Genomic DNA, 17,238 nt, shown 5'->3' with positions numbered 1-17,238 from the left:
CAAACGGACCTGTTATGTTCACTGTATGGTTGAAAAAGATACACTTGCAAGCATAGCTGCTGACCGCCGGATTGAAGTTAGTTACACGCGCACAGACAAGCTCGTCCCAGATCCGCGTAATGCGCGAACGCATTCGAAACGACAGGTCGGGCAAATCGCCAAGTCGATCAGTGTTTTCGGTTTCACGAACCCCATACTCGCAGATCCGGAGGGTTACCTTATTGCGGGGCATGGCCGTCTGCGAGCAGCCAAGGAACTGAACCTTGCCGAAGTCCCGGTCATCACGCTTACCGGGCTGAGTGAGACACAGAAGAAGACTCTGCGCCTCGCCGACAATAAGATCGCGCTCAATGCGGGCTGGGACCTTGAAATTCTCAAGCTAGAGCTTGCCGATCTCTCGCTACCAGAAGTGGATGTCGACCTTGGCCTGACCGGCTTTAGTACTGGTGAGATCGACGTCGTACTTGCTGACAGCGACGACCCTGATGACGAAGTAATCCCCGCCGTTCCTGAAAACCCGCGAGTTCAATCTGGCGATATTTGGCAGCTTGGCGAGCATAGGGTCGCCTGCGGCGACGGGCGCAATACCGAGTTCTTGCAGAAGGTAGTGGGCGAGGGTGCCTCGATCGACTGCGCGTTTCTTGATCCTCCGTACAATGTGAAAATCAATGGTCATGCCAATGCCAAGGGACGTCACCGCGAGTTCGCGATGGCATCGGGCGAGATGAACGAGAGTGAGTTTCGCAGCTTCCTCGCCGACACGCTTGGTGCCTGTGCCAAAGTATCGCGAAACGGTGCGGTCCACTTTGTGTGCATGGACTGGCGACACATGGATGATGTGACCGCGTCGGTAGACGGAGTTTACGGGGACCTGCTCAACATCTGCGTCTGGAACAAAAGCAATGCAGGGATGGGCTCGCTTTATCGTTCCAAGCACGAGATGGTCTTTGTTTACCGTGTCGGTGACGCGTCCCACGTCAACAATGTCGAGCTTGGCAAACACGGCCGCAACCGGACCAATGTATGGGATTATCCAAGCGTCAACTCAATGCGCGGTTCGCGCCGCGAGGATCTAGCGCTCCATCCTACGGTAAAACCAGTGGCGATGGTGGCTGATGCCTATCAGGATGTCACAAAACAGGGCGAGCTTGTTCTCGACATCTTCTTGGGCTCGGGCACCAGCCTAATTGCAGCCGAGCGTGTGGGCCGCGCGTTCCGCGGTCTCGATATTGATCCAGCCTATGTGGATCTTGCAATGCAGCGCTGGAGTGATCTTACCGGCAAGCAGCCGAAACTCGTCTTCCGCGAGGGCGAAAAGGTTAGCGAATGAGCGGATCGCGGTTCCAGCCTGGGCAGTCGGGTAATCCCGGCGGGCGTCCGCGCAAGCCGCGCAGGCCCAATGTGTCAGCGTTCGAGATCATCCTCGATAAGACGTTAGTCATTACCCAGAACGGGAAATCGCGCGAGGCGAGTGTTGAAGAAGCGCTTCAGCAGCAAACCTTAAAAGATGCTCTTGCAGGCAAGCGGATGGCAATCCGCAAAGTCCTCAAGATGATAGAAAAGCGAGAAGCGGAGCTAGCAAAAAAGAACGCCGCGCCGCGCCACAGGATCGAGCTCAAACATCATCACCACTCTGACAACGCGAACGAAGCGTTGCGCATCCTGGGCATCGCAGAGCCTGAACCTGAATTTCCAACCAGATGGAAGGTCCATGCATGGGCGACCCAAGCCGCGCTGAGCCGCCCAGGACGCAAGAAGTTTGACCGTAGAGAAGTCGACAGCATCAAGTTCTTCACCTTCGATCCTGACACCCTGAAATGGCCGCGTGGTAAGATCGCATGAGCGAGGCTGTAGGCCGCGGCAAACCGCCAACTGAGACGCAGTTCAAGAAGGGCAGTTCTGGCAACCCCAAGGGGCGCCCGAAAAACCGTCACAAATCTGTTCCTTATGATGCGGTGCTTGGTCAGATGGTGACGATCCGTGAGGATGGCCGAGAGCGGCGCGTCACCGCAGCCGAAGCATTTGTGCTTCAACTCACTCAAAAGGGCCTCGCTGGAGACAGTTCGGCGGCGCGGGCTTCGCTTGATGCAATCGAGAATGCACGCTCGGTTCGCGGCGATGATCAGCAAGGAATCGATACGATAATCCTGTCCGCAATTAGTTCCGGCGCTGATGCGATCATCGGAACGCTTGGTTTGGCTGTGAAGAAGTTCCCGGCCGACGAAAAGCGGGTTCGATGGGAATTGAGCCCGTGGATTGTTGAGGAAGCGCTTGAGCGGCTTTGCGACAGGCGGCTTACTATCGAGGAGCAACGCGAAGTTTGGGGCGCGACGCGCACGCCGCATAAAGCTACTTGGCCTGATTGGTGGGAAGTGAAGGGCTGATGTCAGCTTTGCGCCCCAATTCAAGACATAGACTTCCAATTTCTTAGTTCCCAAAAGCGGACGTTCTCTGCGGCCATTCCGGCCAAGGAGAATGAAGATGACATACTCACAATTCGATCCAGCAACACAAAGCCGTGTGCCATGGAATTTTGGCGCCAAGATCGGGCCCAAGCGTCCTTTCAATCAAAAGCAGATCTGGGCGATCCGATTCTTCCTAGATCGCGAAGAGCGCATTCGAGATCGCGCGCTGTTTGATCTGGCGATTGATAGTAAGCTGCGAGGTTGTGATCTCGTTGAGCTGAAGATCGGCGATTTGGTCAGTGGTCCGGAAATCAGAACGCGAGCGACAATTACCCAGCGCAAGACTGCACGCCCTGTCCAGTTTGAGATTGCGGCAGACGCGCGTGCAAGTCTTTTCGCCTGGCTCGAACTCAGAGGTGGTGACGTCGAAGACTTTGTCTTTCCCAGCCGTGTTGATCACACCCGTCATTTGAGCACGCGACAATACGCTAGGCTTGTTGATGAGTGGGTTGAAGCGATTGGCTTGCGACCCGAGGAATATGGCACTCATTCGCTGCGCCGAACCAAAGTTTCAATCATCTACAAAGCCACCGGCAACATCCGGGCAATCCAGATATTGCTGGGACATTCGAAGATTGAAAACACCGTTCGATACTTAGGCGTTGACATCGAAGATGCTCTCACGCTTGCTGAAAAGACTGAGATCTGACAGGAGTCGGGCGCTGGTTTCATCTGGGCCAGCGTCCGCTTCTGGAGACGGTGGGCGAACCTAGGCAAAGGTCACACCTAGCCCACCAGCTGATCGACTACGCTTTCCACCCACTCAGTATCGATGGGCTTCGCCATCACGATCATGCGTGCGTAGAGAGCTCCAGCGGCCAGTGCGAACAACACATCCGCGTCGACTTCAGGTGCAAGTTCTCCGCGCTTCTTGGCGCGTTCGAAAATCGGTGCGACATCTTCGCGACGGCGCTCCCACAATTGCCGGGCCAACTTGGCAAACTCGGGTTGCTCTCGCCCCGAAAGGCCGGCGATTATTGCAGCCCTACCTGTCGGGCTGTCGATGAAGGCACCAATCTGTTCGAGCATGGCCACAAGATCACCTCGCAAGCTGCCAGTATCGCGGATTTTGATGCGATCCGCTGCGGTCGCAGCCAAGGCATCCGCGACTAGGAATGTCGGCTCGGGCCAACGGCGATAGAGCGTTGCTCGGCCAACGTCGGCTCGCTCGGCCACGCGTTGGAAGGAGACAGCGGAGATTCCGGCCTCCTCAAGCAGCGCCATTGTGGCTTCGAACACGCGGCTCGTCACCTCCGACGTTCGCCCTCCAGGTCGTTTCGTCGCAGCTTTGCGCATAGGCGAAGATTTTTGGGCGCTTGACATGCCCTCTCCTTAATGAGACATTTGTATCGTTAATAGCGATTCGGTTCAGGATAGCAAGTAGCAATCGGGTCTCAATCAGGAGGACTTCATGGATACGGGAAAAGTCATCATCGTAGGCGGCGGGCCGGTCGGACTGGGGGCAGCACTTGAGCTTAGCCGTTTTGGTGTGCCCAGCATACTGATCGAGAAACACCCCAGCACCTCGCATCACCCCAAGACCCGCAACTTCAATACCCGCACGATGGAAATTGCGCGCGGCTGGGGAATGGGAACATATAAGCGGCTACGCAGCATCGATTGCCCTCCCGGTTGGAAGAGCCCGATCCGTTTCCTCGAAAACGCATGCGGCGAAGAATACGGACAAATCGAGAGCAAGGGTTTTGAAGGTCCGGGGCCAGACGTGAGCCCGGCCGAGCCGACCATGACTTCGCAGGACCGGATCGAGGAGATCATGCTCCAGGCGCTGCGTTCGAGCGGGCTTGTCGACCTGCGTTTCTCGACTGAGGCCGTTCGCCTGCTCAAGGGTGGCGAGGAGGGCGACGACGGCATCGTACTCGAGATCAAGGACCGTCTCTCTGGCGAGACTGAAGTCATTTCCGGTTGCGCCATGGTTGCAGCCGATGGCGCGGCGAGCCCGATGCGAGACGCACTAGGACTCAAACTTGAAGGCCAAAAAGCGGTCAAGCAGCTGGTCAATTGCTACTTCCGCGCCGACATCGAAAGCCATCTGAATGGCCGACACGGCGTTTTGCTGTTCGTGAATAACCAGGATGCCACCGGCGTGCTCCAACCGCTCGATGCCAATGGCCGCTGGCTCTCGCAGATCAATGTCGAGCCGCATGAGTTCTCGCTCGAATACTTCACAAAGGAACGCGCAGCCGAATGGGTGCGCGCTGCAGCAGGCGTGCCCGATCTTGAGGTCGAAGTATTATCGCTCGGGTTGTGGGAGCTCAATGCCACGACAGTCGATCATTTCACAAAGGGCCGCGCGCTGGTCTGCGGCGATGCCGCGCACCAATTCCCTCCTACCGGTGGCTTAGGCGTCAACACTGGGCTTCAGGGCATGCACAATGCAATGTGGAAGCTGGCTCTCTTTGCGCAAGGCAAGGCAGGCTGGGATCTAGTCAAAACCTATCACGACGAACGCCGACCGGTGTCGCAGCAGATCGTGATGCAAAGCTTTGTCAACGCGTCGAACGTGCAGCGGATCAACGTCGCTTCAGCCACAGGCGAGGACAGCGGCCTTACCGCCGAACAGATCGTTGCGGAATCGCATCGCTACGGCAACCATCTTGGGGTCGAGTTCGGCAGCTGGTATCAGTCGCCAGCCATTGTCCCGGACGGAACTATTCCGGAGCAGGCCGAAGACTCGTATTCGGATTACATACCAGCAGCAACGCCCGGCTGCCGCGCGCCGCATGTGTGGCTGGGGCAGGAGGGCGACCAGCTCTCGACGCTCGACTTGATCGGCTCCTCCTTTACCCTGTTGGTCGGGCCGGATGGCCAAGAGTGGGAGCAGGAAGTCGATGCTGCGCGCAAAGAGCTCGGGCTGCCCATCGCCTGTTACCGCATCGGCAGCGCTGGCTTGCGGGATGATGGCACATTCCTTGAAGCGTTCGAGATCGAAAGCGACGGCGCGGTTTTGGTGCGGCCTGACGCACATATCACATGGCGCGCCAAATCGCGCGACACGAAGGAAAAGGGTCTTATTGCTGCTCTCGAGCACATCTTGCAGCGGGAGGGGAGACAGTGAAGGAGAAAGTCACTGTAGCGGCGATCGGTTGTTCGGGGCCGGTCGCCCATCACTTCGTCGAGGGGTTCTGCGAAGAGGGTGCAAACCTGCGTCTTCTTGCTCGCAAGCCTCACAAAGTTCGCAGGCGCTATCCGCAGGCCGAAATAGTCCAGGGCAGCATGATGGAGCCCGCTGATGTTGCGCGTGCGGTTGACGGGGCGGATGCGGTGTTCCTTGTCACTCCAATGGGTCTCAGTGATGATCCATCAAGCGAGATCGAAGCTGCGCGGCTGGTACTAAAAGGATTGAAAGCGGCAGGCGTCCCCCATCTTATCTACACTTCCTGTCTCGGGGTCGAGCGCAAGCACGGCGTCGGGATTCTTGATGCCAAGCATGCGATCGAACAGATGATCTCCGAGAGCGGCATTCCTTTTTCGATTCTGCGCTGCGGGACCTACATGGAAGACCTGTTCGATCTGCGGGTCGAGCTGCTCAAGAAAGGCAAATTCCTCTTCCCGCTTAACAAGAGCCGCCGCTTCACTTTCACCAGCCAGCGCGACGTTCCACGTTTCGTGACCAGCGAATTGCTAGCGAAAGGCAGGGTGCTGAACGACAGGATCGATCTGGTAGCGCCCGGCACATTCTCCATTTCCCAAATTGAAGTGCTGCTTAGTGAAGCGGCAGGTTTCGAAATCCGCGCGCCATCGCGTTTCCCGACTTTCCATCTCTTTCGTGCGCTGACGCCGGTGTTTCGGCTGCGCAAAGACCGCATGTCATCGGTCATTCCCTTGCTGGTTCACTTCGACAAGCACGGGTATCACTCGAAGGATGCTCGAAGCGATATAGGCGGTTTTGAAGCAACCACATTGCCCGCGCATCTCGACCGCTTGCTTTGCCAGGAGCCTGGGTGATGACGAAACATCAAAATATTACAGCGGCAGGCACGCATTACACGCGCGAAGGTGAGGGACCGGCGCTCGTGTTCATCCACGGCGCAGGCGGCAACGCAGCGGTGTGGTTCCAGCAGGTCGAAGCATTCGCGCCGAACCACACGGTAATCTGCATCGACCTGCCGGGATTCGGACAAACCCCAGCACGCGATGGCGGGTTTGATCCTGATAGGCTGGACGAAGTGGTGCTCGAGGTCATGGATCATGCCGGGGTCGAGAAAGGCACGCTGATTGGCCAATCTTTGGGCGGATGGTTTGCATTGCGGGCAGCGCTCGCAGCGCAAGAGCGCGTGGAGCATCTGGTCCTAAGCTGCTCAATGGCGGGCGTGGCGCACGGTCCGGCGATGCAAGCCTTCGCGGCGGCTTTGCAGAACATCGGACCGGAGGGCCTCGCCGAAATGACGCTCTCGGAACAGTTCGAAAAGGCCAGCGCAACAAAGTCGTTTCTGTTTCGCCAGATCACTGCGTTCAATCCTCCGCCGAATCCAGCTGCAATCGGCCCGCTTTTCGCGCCATCTGCACTCTTGCCGGAAGAGCAATTGGCGAAGATCCCATTCCCGGTTCTGATGATCTCAGGCGAAGATGATCCGATCTGGCCGCCGGGTTCACTGGCGGCGATGGCTGATAACTTTCCGCATGCACAGCAGAAGGTGATCAGTGGGACCGGACACTCGCCCTATTTCGAGCGACCCAAGTCCTTCAACCGGATGTTGAGCCGATTCCTCGGCGATCCGGAGTGATCCGTTCACTCAGTTTTGCATAGGTTCGAGTCTGACGACTACAGTATTCGATCTTTAGCTATCTCACGCCAATTCCCGATAGTCCGCAATCGGCCCAATTGTCGTCAATTAGAATTGCGCCCATTCTCGGTCTCAGCGATGCCAAATCTTAGTCCCGGAAAGCGGACATTCTTCGCGGCCATTCCGGCCAAGGAGAAAGAAGATGACTTATTCACAATTCGATCCTGCGACTCAAAACCGCGTCCCTTGGAACTTTGGGGCGAAGATCGGGCCTAAGAGACCGTTCAAACAGAAACAGATATGGGCCATCCGGTTCTTTCTCGACCGCGAGCAACGCATTCGTGATCGGGCTCTCTTTGATTTAGCAATCGATAGCAAGTTGAGGGGGTGTGACCTCGTTGAGCTCAAGATTGGGGATCTGGTCAGCGGACCTGACGTTCGAACGCGGGCCGCAATCACACAGCGCAAAACTGGGCGACCCGTTCAGTTTGAAATCGCGGCAGATGCACGTGACAGTCTGTTCGCTTGGCTTCAACGTCGAGGCGGTTCTGTTGAGAACTATGTGTTTCCAAGTCGGATCGAGCACTCAAATCATTTGAGCACGCGTCAATATGCCAGACTGGTAGATGAATGGGTTGAGGCTATTGGCCTTCGGTCAGAGGAATACGGCACGCACTCGCTGCGGCGAACTAAGGCTTCGATTATCTACAAAGCGACGGGCAACATACGAGCGATCCAGATACTGTTGGGTCATTCGAAAATAGAGAATACTGTTCGCTATCTTGGCGTGGACATCGAAGATGCGCTCACACTCGCGGAGAAAACGGAAATCTGACCGCTGTTGGGCGCCGGTCGATACCGGGCTGGCGTCTGCTTCTGGGTGGGAAGCGGACATTATGTATGGCTCAGTCTTACGATGACTATTGAGTGTGCAGGCTGGTGCTTTGATAAAATCCACATCGCGATTTCTCCGTTAAGAGAGCATCGCGATGCTCGGGGTTACGGCAATACCTCGAAGCAGAAAATTGCTAGCATTTTGGCGGGGATGCGCAATAATCGCGCTGTACCTTTTGAACCGTCAGGATTGAGCACCGGCCACCTATGAGCGTTAGACAATCTCTATTTGAGCCTTCGGGCGGCAATGCGCTGGGTGATTCAGCCAATTGGATTGTGGGCACGATGCTTGGCAGCGTTGCGACGGGGCTGTGTGTTTTGGCGGTGGCTTTTGTCGGGTTGATGTTGCTGACGGGGCGACTGGAGTGGCGGCAGGGGGTGCGGGTGATTGGCGGGTGCTTTATCATCTTTGGCGCGCCGGTGATTGCGGCTGGGCTAATGGGACTGGGGCAGTCGCAAAACGCGCCGGTGGTTGCCATGCCGCCGCAATCGCAGGACCTTGGACCGAGGGAGGAATTACCTCAGTCGGATTACAACCCCTATGGCGGGGCTTCGCTTAGGGATGATAGGGAATAGGTTCGCCCCGACGGTTCTTCTGATTAGCACTGATATTAAAACCAACAAGTTAATCTTCAAGCCTCTTGATTTCAGAAAAAACATCGGCATCGCGCGCTATTTATAATTACAAAAAAGCTTCGCTTTACTCGAACTTTGGATAGCATATATTAATGTATTCGCATAATTTTTTACAAAATAGAGAAATATTATTTTTCTGTATGTCTAATATAAATAACATTTATAGTTTTCATAAATTATACTCTTTTTTTGAATATATAAGAATGAAAACGAGTAGAAATCCGGCACCTGCACTCCCAATATGAAAATTTGAATGCGTAAGCAATCCTGCAACAAGGTACACAAAAGCAGAGAATAAAGCCATCCGAGACATCCAATTCTTCAAATATACATTTCTATTTTTTAGAATAAAAATCAAGTTTATTATTACATAAGCTACAATGAGGGAATTCTTGGCCTTGTTATACGACATAAAATCATCAAATAATTCTTCAAAAAAATACATAACGCATGATAATGCCAACATAATTGAAGTTGAAATCCAGAAAATTTTCACTGTTTTTTTGCTCCACATATCCCGTTGGAAGTTTTTCTAGTTTCTATGCTCCCCTCCACTATCATCCCGCCGACGGGGAAATTGAAAAGGCCACTAACTGCTACTTCTGCATTTCCAACGTTTGCTCCATAAAAATTAACCCAACTAATGGATGCCGGACCAAGGCCGATTGCTCCCCATTCAATCGTGACATTCTTCTCAAATGTCGAAGGACCATTTGGTAGCGTCCCTGTTATGGAAACTACGCCCAATCCAGCAGCGAAATCAGCAAATCCTGACAAGTGTATTGACCAAGTCCTCTGCGTAAGTGGATCAATCAATTCGGCTATCAATGTCGTGATTCCGACAGCAGCGCCTCCGGCTCCTAACCTGCCCTTTAAATGAACAACTGGATTAGGATTGACGCAATCTGCTTTATCTAGACCGCCTGCGCCCGGAGGCGGGCGACTGCCATCATGGGCTAGGCCACTATCTTCTGCGCATACAGATATCCAAGTATGCACATCTCCATCTTCATATCCAATGTCTTCGCCCGTTGCACCGTTCGAAATGATCCAATTATTAAGACCTATCAATTTGCAGTTGCCAAACTTTCCACCGCTTACAGCTAGTCCCGTCGGATCAACGTAATTCACCGGATCGTTACCAACATAGGCATAGATATTCATCCCATCAGAATACCCAATCGGATCGGTCTGCATAAACCGGCCCAGCGTCGGTGAGTACATGCGGGCTTTGTAATAATACATTCCCAGCTCCGGTATCCAAGTCTGCCCTGTATAGCGGAACCGGCCCAGATTGTTAATTCCGCTGCTTGCGCCCGGTATGCCGTATGCATCATAGCTGTTGATGGCGGTGACCGTGCCGTCGCGCTTCACCTCTTGCACAATCGAGCCAAGCCGGTCGGCATAAAGGTAATGCGCGTCGTTTCTGGCGGTGCTGCTGCCGGGATAGCCGACCGAATGGAGGCCGTGATTTAGGGGTTGCTGCACCTGTTGCAGCGAACCCCGTAATTCTAATCCTCAAAATTGGAATTATACCTTTCACCGGCCAAAAGCGATAAAAAGCAAGCTATAAATAAAACGGCACCATATAAAATTGCCCCCTCCTTTTGGTCAGGATTAGGGTACGAAAGCCCGAATTCTATCAAATGCAAGCTGACAATTGTTAAGGTTGAGGCCAGAATTGATAAGGAAATATTTTTAGTTACGTTTTTCATATTACCTCAAAGGACATGATCCCTCAGCCACAGATTCGAGGAAGTCAAGTCTATCCTGAATCTTTGCAGCTTCGCCAGAATAATAATTCTTGATCGGATTGGTCGCCAGCGAGACACTCGCATCAACGCCCGCTGCGGTAGCGGCAAAAGCGCCAGCCGCTGCTTTGTTATTTCTAGTCACTGCAAGCACACCCAAGCCGGAAACTGACCCCGCCACTACGCCCGCTGCTTTTGGTACTGCGGCCGCGTCGAACCTATTATCCAACTTGTTTAATTGTGCCGCCTTCAATGCGACAGGGTCTTTCCAAATTTTTGGTTCCGTTACTCGGCCTGGCAAATTAGACCTAGCACCATCTGATGCCGCCCTTAAACGTCGACACATCGGGGTGTCTTCAGGTGTATTATTTGTCTTACCAACCAAAACACCAATGTCATAGGTATAGTCCCCCAAGTCCCAACAAACTGTGTGCTTCTCCAACGAAGCCTCAATAATTAGCTCTCCCGTTTCTGGGTCAAAAACAACTACCCCGACTTGTTGATAAGACGAGGAACACACTGCCTCCATCCCACTCGGATCCACCATATTAAGCGGGTCATTGCCCACATAGGCATAGATATTCATCCCATCAGAATACCCAATCGGATCGGTCTGCATAAACCGGCCCAGCGTCGGTGAGTACATGCGGGCTTTGTAATAATACATTCCCAGCTCCGGTATCCAAGTCTGCCTGTATAGCGGAACCGGCCCTGATTGTTAATTCCGCTGCTTGCGCCGGGAATACCATACGCATCATAGCTGCCCAATGCAGTGACCGTGCCATCGCGCTTCACCTCTTGCACAATCGAGCCAAGCCGGTCGGCATAGAGGTAATGGGCACTGCAAAATAAGTATACTGTCGCCGAAGAGACCCGGAATTTGCGTCAAGTCTCACACAAGTCTGTAACGCGAGAGCACGAGCCAGCCCGCCACTGATATGGTTACGATGGCAATAAATTTGTTAAACTGTAGGTCATAAAGCACATTTGCGAAAGAAGGGGCAGTAAAGATGGTGATGAGAATTCCAGATCTGATGATCAGGTCTCGTGCTGCGCTGCCATACTGTTGATAGAGGTTCTTTGAACCTACGGCCCATGCGAGCAGAAATGAAACTGAACACAGGACGATGGCAAGCGCCTCATCGATAGGCGATCCAATAAGCAACCAGATCCAGCCTACATAGGCGATGTTCCTCAAAACCATTGAATTATTCACCCGCTCCGCAAGAATACTGGTATCCTTGGTATCCTCCATAGCCAGCTGCCAAGAAGCGTCCGACCGGGGTTAGTCTGCCCAAAGTCTTGGCACCACCGACAATAGACGACCGCCAGGATCTCCGCTCCAACCTGCCGCCACTACGCGCCGCCTCATCTGCAGTTTGGATTGGAGCGGTGTCAAGGCGTTTGCGTTTTGCTAATGTCGAGTCGATTAGACCGAAAACATCGATTCCAACAGCTCCACCAACAGCTCCGACAATTATGCCGCCCACACATTTGAATGTGCCAGCAAGATCTTCCATTTCCATTTGCGGCAACTCCGGCCCCTGAATTGGCTCGGCAATAATCGTTAAAAAAGGAATCGTGTCTGCTAAATCGAAAGTAGCAATTTGGCTCGAATTAGAGAGATACAAAGCGGCAGCGCCAGCTCCAAATTCACTAAAAATGCCATAAACTGTTATTATTCTTGGCCCGCCGTTATCGTCGCAGTTATCGGGTTGGTCAGTGCCATCCTCACATTTTTCCATCCCACTCGGATCCACCATGTTCACAGGATCATTGCCCACATAGGCATAGATATTCATCCCGTCGGAATACCCAATCGGATCGGTCTGCATAAACCGGCCCAGCGTCGGTGAGTACATGCGGGCTTTGTAATAATACATTCCCAGCTCCGGTATCCAGGTCTGCCCAGTATAACGGAACCGGCCCAGATTGTTAATCCCGCTGCTTGCGCCCGGTATGCCATAAGCATCGTAGGTGTTTATCGCGGTGACCGTGCCGTCGCGCTTCACCTCTTGCACGATCGAGCCAAGTCGGTCGGCATAAAGGTAATGCGCATCGGTTCTGGCGGTGCTGTTGCCGGGATAGCGGATCAGCGGATCATCGCCTGCGCCGGGGCCGTGGATGTAACGCTGTAGCTGAGTGCCCGAGGCACTGTATTCGCCAATCAGCGCGTCGCCATCATAATGGAAACGAGTGATGTTGCTGCCGCTGTCGGTCACCTGATACAGGCGGCCAAACGGATCATAGCGCAGGCCGACATTGTTCTGGCCCGATGCGCTGACCAAGCGGTTCTCTGTGTCATAGACAAAGCTGGTGCTGAGCGTCCCACCCTGCCCATCTGACTGGCGGCTGATCGTGAGGTTGCCATTCAGATCATAAGTCTGGGCAAAGCCGTCAACCTGCGCATATTGGTTGAGCCCGTTGGGGGAGTAGGCAACATCAGCCACGGGCAACGGATCATCAGCGAACAAATTGTTGTTCATCGTTTCATCAGCGACCTGCCCCGCCGGATTGAGCGTCCAGCTGCGCCGCACATCATAAGTGGCGACGGGGTGGTCGGTGAAAATCTCGTCCAGACGCTTGGCCGCATCGAGAAAGAAGAAATCATCGGGGGCGGAGCTGTCGCGCATTCTGCGAGAGGCTTGTCCGCCTTGCCAAAATGCATGGGTGATTAGCGAGGCATTGCCCTGATCCTTCAGATATTTAAGCCGGTTGGTGTTGTCCCACACATTGGTCCAATAGGCTCCATCAGGATGGGTAATGCGCGTCTGCCGCCCGGCAACATCATATTGATAGCCAAGCGTGCGGCTCTGCCCGTCAAGATCGGTGGTGGCGCTGATAACTTGGCCAAGCGCGTTGTAAGTGAAGCTGAGCCCTTCGCCGTTCGCGCTGTCAAAATTGGCATAGGTCAGACCGCCAAACAGATCATACCCGAAATATACATCGCGGGTGTGCGTGCTTGCCAAGCCCGAGCGGGTTGGAACGTCTTTTACCGTGACGCGGCCCAGATTATCATAGGTGTAGTTGAAGGTCTCATTACGCCTTGTTCGGTGGGTGAGGATATTGCCTGCCGGATCATAGGTGATCTGTTCGTAATCGGCAGGATTGGCTGTGCCCGGCGTGGTGTCCGAGGGGTAGGTGATGCGGTAATTGCGATCAAACCCGTCTTGCAAATAGGTCGTGCGGTTATTCTTGGCATCCTCCACCCAAGTGGTTTGTCCATTGGCCGTGTAATCCATTTGAGCGGTGACTTGTTCTAACGGGGTGCCGACGCCGGAGCGCACAGATGTGACGCGGTCGGCAGTGTCATAGAGGCGCTTGGAAATCCGGTCCTCGCCAAATGCGCCTGCTGTCATGGGTGTGCAAGCATCAGCTGGAAGTGAAGAGCTGGTGTAGGCCGCATTCATCCGCTGCGCGGCGCAATCAAGCCTGCCTGCGGCGTCATAGCTGTATTGCGCGATGGAATATTGCGCGGTGCCGGTTACGCCAACTTGCGCGGATGTTTTGGTCCGGCCAAACTCGTCATAGGTTGTGACGCCTTTAGTATCGACCGTGAAGCCAGCCCAATCGGTATCCGTCAAACCCGCAACCGATCCATTTTCTCGAATTGTGACTTGACCATCATCATTGTAAGTCACCCGCGATGCAAGGCGCTTGAGCGCTCCGCCATCATCGGGGTCGGGCGAGATCGTCCCGACCAACTGCCCCGCATCATCATAGCGGTTGCGCGATAAGTCCACCGTTCCTGCCAGCGGCCCGTCAGCGGTCAGGACATTGCCCAGATGATCATAAGTAAGCGTTGAGGTTGCTGCGAGCGTTCCATCGCCTGCTTTGCGGGTGACCTGATAGGGCTGGAGGTTTTCGGCCTGGGTGTTGTCATAGGTGACCTCCACCACCTGCTCATTTGTGGTGCCGGAGCAGCTCGCCCCGACGCGGCAGCGCGCAATGCTAACCGGTTTTGTAATCGGGTCAGCCGCAATCACCAGATTGCCAGCGCTGTTCTTGATCCGCGCACTCTGATCCGCATAGGCAAAAGTGGTTTTGGGCCGCGTTCCCGAAGGGTCGGCTGGCAATTCAACCGTCAGGACACCTCCATGGACGGGATCATAGGTGTAGTTGGTCGTGTTGCCGCGTGCATCGGTTGTCGATGTCGGACTGTCGCACGTGACATTGACCGTGCAATCATAAGGATAGCTGGACGATGCCGCAGGATAGGTTGCAGAGGTAACGATATCGGGCAAGGTCGAACCGGGTTTGGCAATGCGCCGAACCTCTGTCACCCGCCCGCGAACGTCGCGGGTATATTCAACCTTGTTGCCTTCGGGCGCGGTGACGCTTTCAACGCGGCTTTGGCTGTCATGGGTGAAAGTGGTTGTGTTGCCGAGGGCGTCGGCTTGGCTTTTGATTACGCCTTCGTCCTGATCGGTAACAACGGTTCGTTCCCTGCCAAGGCTGTCATCGGAAACCGACACCAGGTTACCATTGGCATCGTTCGACCAAGTGTAATTGCGAGCATAAAGCCCTTGCCACGTAACCGCCGATACACGAGAATTTCCGTCATAGGAAACCACCATGCCATCGGTGGTTTCAGACGGACGCTTGACGCCTGTTAAGCGCGATGAAGAATCCGTGCGGAACCGCGCCTGCCTGCCGAGCACATCGGTGACGGTCTCAAGCTTATCATTCCCAGATGTCGCCTCGCTATAGGCAAGATAGGGCCAAGTGCCGGTAAGACTGCAGCTATCCGCCGCTGGATCGCAATATTCCTGAGAATTGTTGATCGCCGTGACTTTATCGATCCGGTACCAATCATCGACATTTGCAGAGGTCGGGGTGTCCACCGGATAATCGAACTTCAGTTGATAACCTGCATTGTTGGTTACCGATTGCAGACGGACAACATACATCGTCCCGCTAAAGGGATAGGAATCGCCGCGATAAGTCAGTGTCGTTTTCGATCCCGAGGGAGATATGATGGTTGTGCCAACCGCCTCAACCGCCTCATAATAACTTTCGCCATTGGCAACGAGTGTTTTGCTGAAATTATAGATCGCGCCGCCAGCCGTGGTGTAGGTATATTCGGTTGCATCTTCGGTGAGCGTCCCTTGCTCGCCATGCAGTGCAATATAGTCCGCCCCGACTTTGATGAACTCAGCAGTGCTGCCGCCAATTTGGACTTTGCGAGTTTCATCTCCAAAATTTGGAATTGCGCCCTTAGCTATCGACAAGATATAGTTATGCCGCCAACCGTTGGGCACTCTGTAACGCGAGTGGACAAGCCCATCGCCTCCGCCAATCGCCACGGTGGAAGACGGCGTCACAATTGCGCCCGAGGACAAATCAACACCGCTTTCATCAAGCGGTGCTCTAATGGGAGGCGGGTCAAGAGTTATGCTTTGGGCTGCAAGCGGCGCCGCAAAAGCGAGGCATGGAAGGATGGCCGCCGTTGAAAGAAGAATTGCCCTATTTTGCATCTCTAAAGCCCCGTTGATTTGATCTTCTATTTCTCAATTTTCGTAGGAAGTAGGCCCCATTTGCCTACTCAGGCTTGCTACTTCGACCTCGCTCCCAGGCACCTGCAACCAACTCTGCGCTTCCGCACAATATTGAAGGTCTGACGCCGTAGACGCGCTCCAATTGATTTTGGACGGCTTCATTGCCTGCGGATGCCAGCTCACAGATCTCGTCGCGCCATCCACCGCGCCGAACAGCCGTGGCCAGATCAGCAACTTTGCAATCAACGACGCTAAAACCGTTCACCTCAAGGTTCTTCACATCTCGCGCAGCAACAACGATCCGGAACGCTTGACCTCTGCGAGATTCAGTTACCTGCGGCACATTCCGAAACGCTCCACTCATGCATACTGGCTCGACATCTTGCGCGGTCAGCGGAGGCGGAGCGGGTCTTGCATCTTGGGCCCACACCACTGTCTGGGATACAGGTGTGAGTAACAGTGCGCATGCTGCACCGACCAATTTTGTTGTTGCGAAAACTTTCATCGATCAATCTCCATTAGCTTCCAAATCGCGCTGCCATTTCGAACAGTTAAGCTAGAAGCCTCCGCATCCCACTGTCGTCACTGTGAAGCTTCCCGTGCTGCTCGCGAGGAGAGAGTCCTCGACCGTGTAAAAGAAGCTTGTCGTTCCATTCACCGGGCCAGCATCAACCGAGACCGAACTCGACGAGGCCACTGAAGCAGTCGCAAAGCCCCCTCCGGAAATCGCCAATAAGTTCAAAGGATAATTACCCTCAGGGTCGGTGTCATTTGCGGTCAAATTGACAGTCGATATCCCATCACAAAACATCGTGGCTGAATCAGAATTCGCAACAGGCGGATTGTTTGAAGGCGGCGGAGGTGGTGGCGGAGGTGGTGGAGGCGCGGGAGGTGGCGGCGGCGGAGCTGGCGGCGGAGCGGCACAGTTCGCAGCAGTGCCATTATCCGCAGACTTAAGGTCTATCCGATTCCCCGCTTCATCAAAGCAAAAGGAAAGAGCGTCGCCTGCATTAGGCCCGTTCGTCGTTTCAGCAACAATCAGTCGTCCAAGAGAATCATATTCATTCTCCTTCTCAGTCGATTGCGCCAAAGCCGCTGGAGCGCTTAGTACGAGCATTATCGCACTCGAAGCCAATAGGTGTTTTGCTTTCATTCTCAAATCAAGCCCCACGAATTATTATTCGCTATGCATAATGGGATTGATGACAAAATAGCAAATTAACTTAGGCAGGCCCTGTGAATAGTAATA

Annotated in this window: 16 protein-coding genes; 9 read left to right on the top strand and 7 right to left on the bottom strand. The window is 54.1% G+C overall.

Translation table 11 applies throughout. The features are described from left to right. Positions 1-25 precede the first annotated feature (25 nt). From GRI36_RS12485 to GRI36_RS12470, 4 genes are all read left to right on the top strand, one after another. Positions 26-1,330 (top strand): site-specific DNA-methyltransferase, encoded by a 1,305-nt coding sequence (locus GRI36_RS12485; RefSeq protein ID WP_160598752.1) that lies wholly within the window; start codon positions 26-28, stop codon positions 1,328-1,330. Continuing rightward, entirely contained in the window at positions 1,327-1,842 is a 516-nt protein-coding gene (locus tag GRI36_RS12480) for a DUF5681 domain-containing protein (protein WP_160598751.1), read from the top strand. Before GRI36_RS12485 ends, GRI36_RS12480 begins: the two co-directional genes overlap by 4 nt. Then, positions 1,839-2,384, top strand: a complete 546-nt coding sequence (locus tag GRI36_RS12475) for a DUF5681 domain-containing protein (protein ID WP_160598750.1) — start codon at positions 1,839-1,841, stop codon at positions 2,382-2,384. Before GRI36_RS12480 ends, GRI36_RS12475 begins: the two co-directional genes overlap by 4 nt. 97 nt (positions 2,385-2,481) lie before the next feature. Beyond that, on the top strand, positions 2,482-3,114 hold the full coding sequence (locus tag GRI36_RS12470) for a tyrosine-type recombinase/integrase (RefSeq protein WP_160598749.1): 633 nt from the start codon (positions 2,482-2,484) through the stop codon (positions 3,112-3,114). A gap of 77 nt (positions 3,115-3,191) precedes the next feature. Here GRI36_RS12470 and GRI36_RS12465 read toward each other — a convergent pair whose 3' ends face one another. Further along, positions 3,192-3,788 (bottom strand): TetR/AcrR family transcriptional regulator, encoded by a 597-nt coding sequence (locus GRI36_RS12465; protein WP_160598748.1) that lies wholly within the window; start codon positions 3,786-3,788, stop codon positions 3,192-3,194. An 88-nt stretch (positions 3,789-3,876) separates the two neighbouring features. Between GRI36_RS12465 and GRI36_RS12460 the strand changes: the two genes are divergently transcribed. The 5 genes from GRI36_RS12460 to GRI36_RS12440 all read left to right on the top strand — a co-directional run bounded on the left by GRI36_RS12460 (position 3,877) and on the right by GRI36_RS12440 (position 8,680). Beyond that, positions 3,877-5,541 carry an FAD-dependent monooxygenase gene (locus GRI36_RS12460; protein WP_160598747.1) on the top strand — a complete coding sequence of 555 codons (1,665 nt, stop codon included), beginning with the start codon at positions 3,877-3,879 and terminating at the stop codon, positions 5,539-5,541. Further along, positions 5,538-6,431, top strand: coding sequence for an SDR family oxidoreductase (locus tag GRI36_RS12455; protein ID WP_160598746.1), 894 nt, complete (start codon positions 5,538-5,540; stop codon positions 6,429-6,431). The genes GRI36_RS12460 and GRI36_RS12455 overlap by 4 nt, the downstream gene beginning before the upstream one ends. Next, positions 6,431-7,210, top strand: a complete 780-nt coding sequence (locus GRI36_RS12450) for an alpha/beta fold hydrolase (RefSeq protein WP_160598745.1) — start codon at positions 6,431-6,433, stop codon at positions 7,208-7,210. The genes GRI36_RS12455 and GRI36_RS12450 overlap by 1 nt, the downstream gene beginning before the upstream one ends. A 202-nt stretch (positions 7,211-7,412) precedes the next feature. After that, positions 7,413-8,045, top strand: a complete 633-nt coding sequence (locus GRI36_RS12445; RefSeq protein ID WP_160598744.1) for a tyrosine-type recombinase/integrase — start codon at positions 7,413-7,415, stop codon at positions 8,043-8,045. A 266-nt stretch (positions 8,046-8,311) separates the two neighbouring features. Then, positions 8,312-8,680, top strand: coding sequence for a TrbC/VirB2 family protein (locus tag GRI36_RS12440; RefSeq protein WP_160598743.1), 369 nt, complete (start codon positions 8,312-8,314; stop codon positions 8,678-8,680). A 552-nt stretch (positions 8,681-9,232) separates the two neighbouring features. Here the strand turns inward: GRI36_RS12440 and GRI36_RS12435 are convergent. The 6 genes from GRI36_RS12435 to GRI36_RS14115 all read right to left on the bottom strand — a co-directional run bounded on the left by GRI36_RS12435 (position 9,233) and on the right by GRI36_RS14115 (position 17,106). After that, positions 9,233-10,228 (bottom strand): RHS repeat-associated core domain-containing protein, encoded by a 996-nt coding sequence (locus tag GRI36_RS12435; RefSeq protein ID WP_328598392.1) that lies wholly within the window; start codon positions 10,226-10,228, stop codon positions 9,233-9,235. 228 nt (positions 10,229-10,456) lie between these two features. After that, a complete protein-coding gene (locus GRI36_RS12430; RefSeq protein WP_235902481.1) occupies positions 10,457-11,137 on the bottom strand; it encodes an RHS repeat-associated core domain-containing protein in 681 nt (226 codons plus the stop codon). Positions 11,138-11,383: 246 nt separating this feature from the next. Further along, positions 11,384-11,746 carry a hypothetical protein gene (locus GRI36_RS12425; protein ID WP_160598742.1) on the bottom strand — a complete coding sequence of 121 codons (363 nt, stop codon included), beginning with the start codon at positions 11,744-11,746 and terminating at the stop codon, positions 11,384-11,386. Continuing rightward, a complete protein-coding gene (locus GRI36_RS12420; protein WP_160598741.1) occupies positions 11,700-15,968 on the bottom strand; it encodes an RHS repeat domain-containing protein in 4,269 nt (1,422 codons plus the stop codon). Before GRI36_RS12420 ends, GRI36_RS12425 begins: the two co-directional genes overlap by 47 nt. 64 nt (positions 15,969-16,032) lie before the next feature. Then, on the bottom strand, positions 16,033-16,494 hold the full coding sequence (locus GRI36_RS12415; RefSeq protein ID WP_160598740.1) for a hypothetical protein: 462 nt from the start codon (positions 16,492-16,494) through the stop codon (positions 16,033-16,035). Between the two features lie 51 nt (positions 16,495-16,545). Then, a complete protein-coding gene (locus GRI36_RS14115; protein WP_202392171.1) occupies positions 16,546-17,106 on the bottom strand; it encodes an Ig-like domain-containing protein in 561 nt (186 codons plus the stop codon). Positions 17,107-17,238 lie beyond the last annotated feature (132 nt).

Source organism: Pontixanthobacter gangjinensis (genome assembly GCF_009827545.1).
In the GTDB taxonomy this organism is placed as follows: domain Bacteria; phylum Pseudomonadota; class Alphaproteobacteria; order Sphingomonadales; family Sphingomonadaceae; genus Pontixanthobacter; species Pontixanthobacter gangjinensis.
This window is presented reverse-complemented; position numbering and strand designations above follow the sequence as displayed.

Coding starts and splice junctions, on each gene's coding strand:
- GRI36_RS12415 (WP_160598740.1), bottom strand. CDS start 16,494: ATGAAAGTTTTCGCAACAACAAAATTGGTCGGTGCAGCATGCGCACTG.
- GRI36_RS12470 (WP_160598749.1), top strand. CDS start 2,482: ATGACATACTCACAATTCGATCCAGCAACACAAAGCCGTGTGCCATGG.
- GRI36_RS12485 (WP_160598752.1), top strand. CDS start 26: ATGGTTGAAAAAGATACACTTGCAAGCATAGCTGCTGACCGCCGGATT.
- GRI36_RS12440 (WP_160598743.1), top strand. CDS start 8,312: ATGAGCGTTAGACAATCTCTATTTGAGCCTTCGGGCGGCAATGCGCTG.
- GRI36_RS12450 (WP_160598745.1), top strand. CDS start 6,431: ATGACGAAACATCAAAATATTACAGCGGCAGGCACGCATTACACGCGC.
- GRI36_RS12430 (WP_235902481.1), bottom strand. CDS start 11,137: ATGTACTCACCGACGCTGGGCCGGTTTATGCAGACCGATCCGATTGGG.
- GRI36_RS14115 (WP_202392171.1), bottom strand. CDS start 17,106: ATGCTCGTACTAAGCGCTCCAGCGGCTTTGGCGCAATCGACTGAGAAG.
- GRI36_RS12420 (WP_160598741.1), bottom strand. CDS start 15,968: ATGCAAAATAGGGCAATTCTTCTTTCAACGGCGGCCATCCTTCCATGC.
- GRI36_RS12465 (WP_160598748.1), bottom strand. CDS start 3,788: ATGTCAAGCGCCCAAAAATCTTCGCCTATGCGCAAAGCTGCGACGAAA.
- GRI36_RS12460 (WP_160598747.1), top strand. CDS start 3,877: ATGGATACGGGAAAAGTCATCATCGTAGGCGGCGGGCCGGTCGGACTG.
- GRI36_RS12480 (WP_160598751.1), top strand. CDS start 1,327: ATGAGCGGATCGCGGTTCCAGCCTGGGCAGTCGGGTAATCCCGGCGGG.
- GRI36_RS12425 (WP_160598742.1), bottom strand. CDS start 11,746: ATGGAGGATACCAAGGATACCAGTATTCTTGCGGAGCGGGTGAATAAT.
- GRI36_RS12475 (WP_160598750.1), top strand. CDS start 1,839: ATGAGCGAGGCTGTAGGCCGCGGCAAACCGCCAACTGAGACGCAGTTC.
- GRI36_RS12445 (WP_160598744.1), top strand. CDS start 7,413: ATGACTTATTCACAATTCGATCCTGCGACTCAAAACCGCGTCCCTTGG.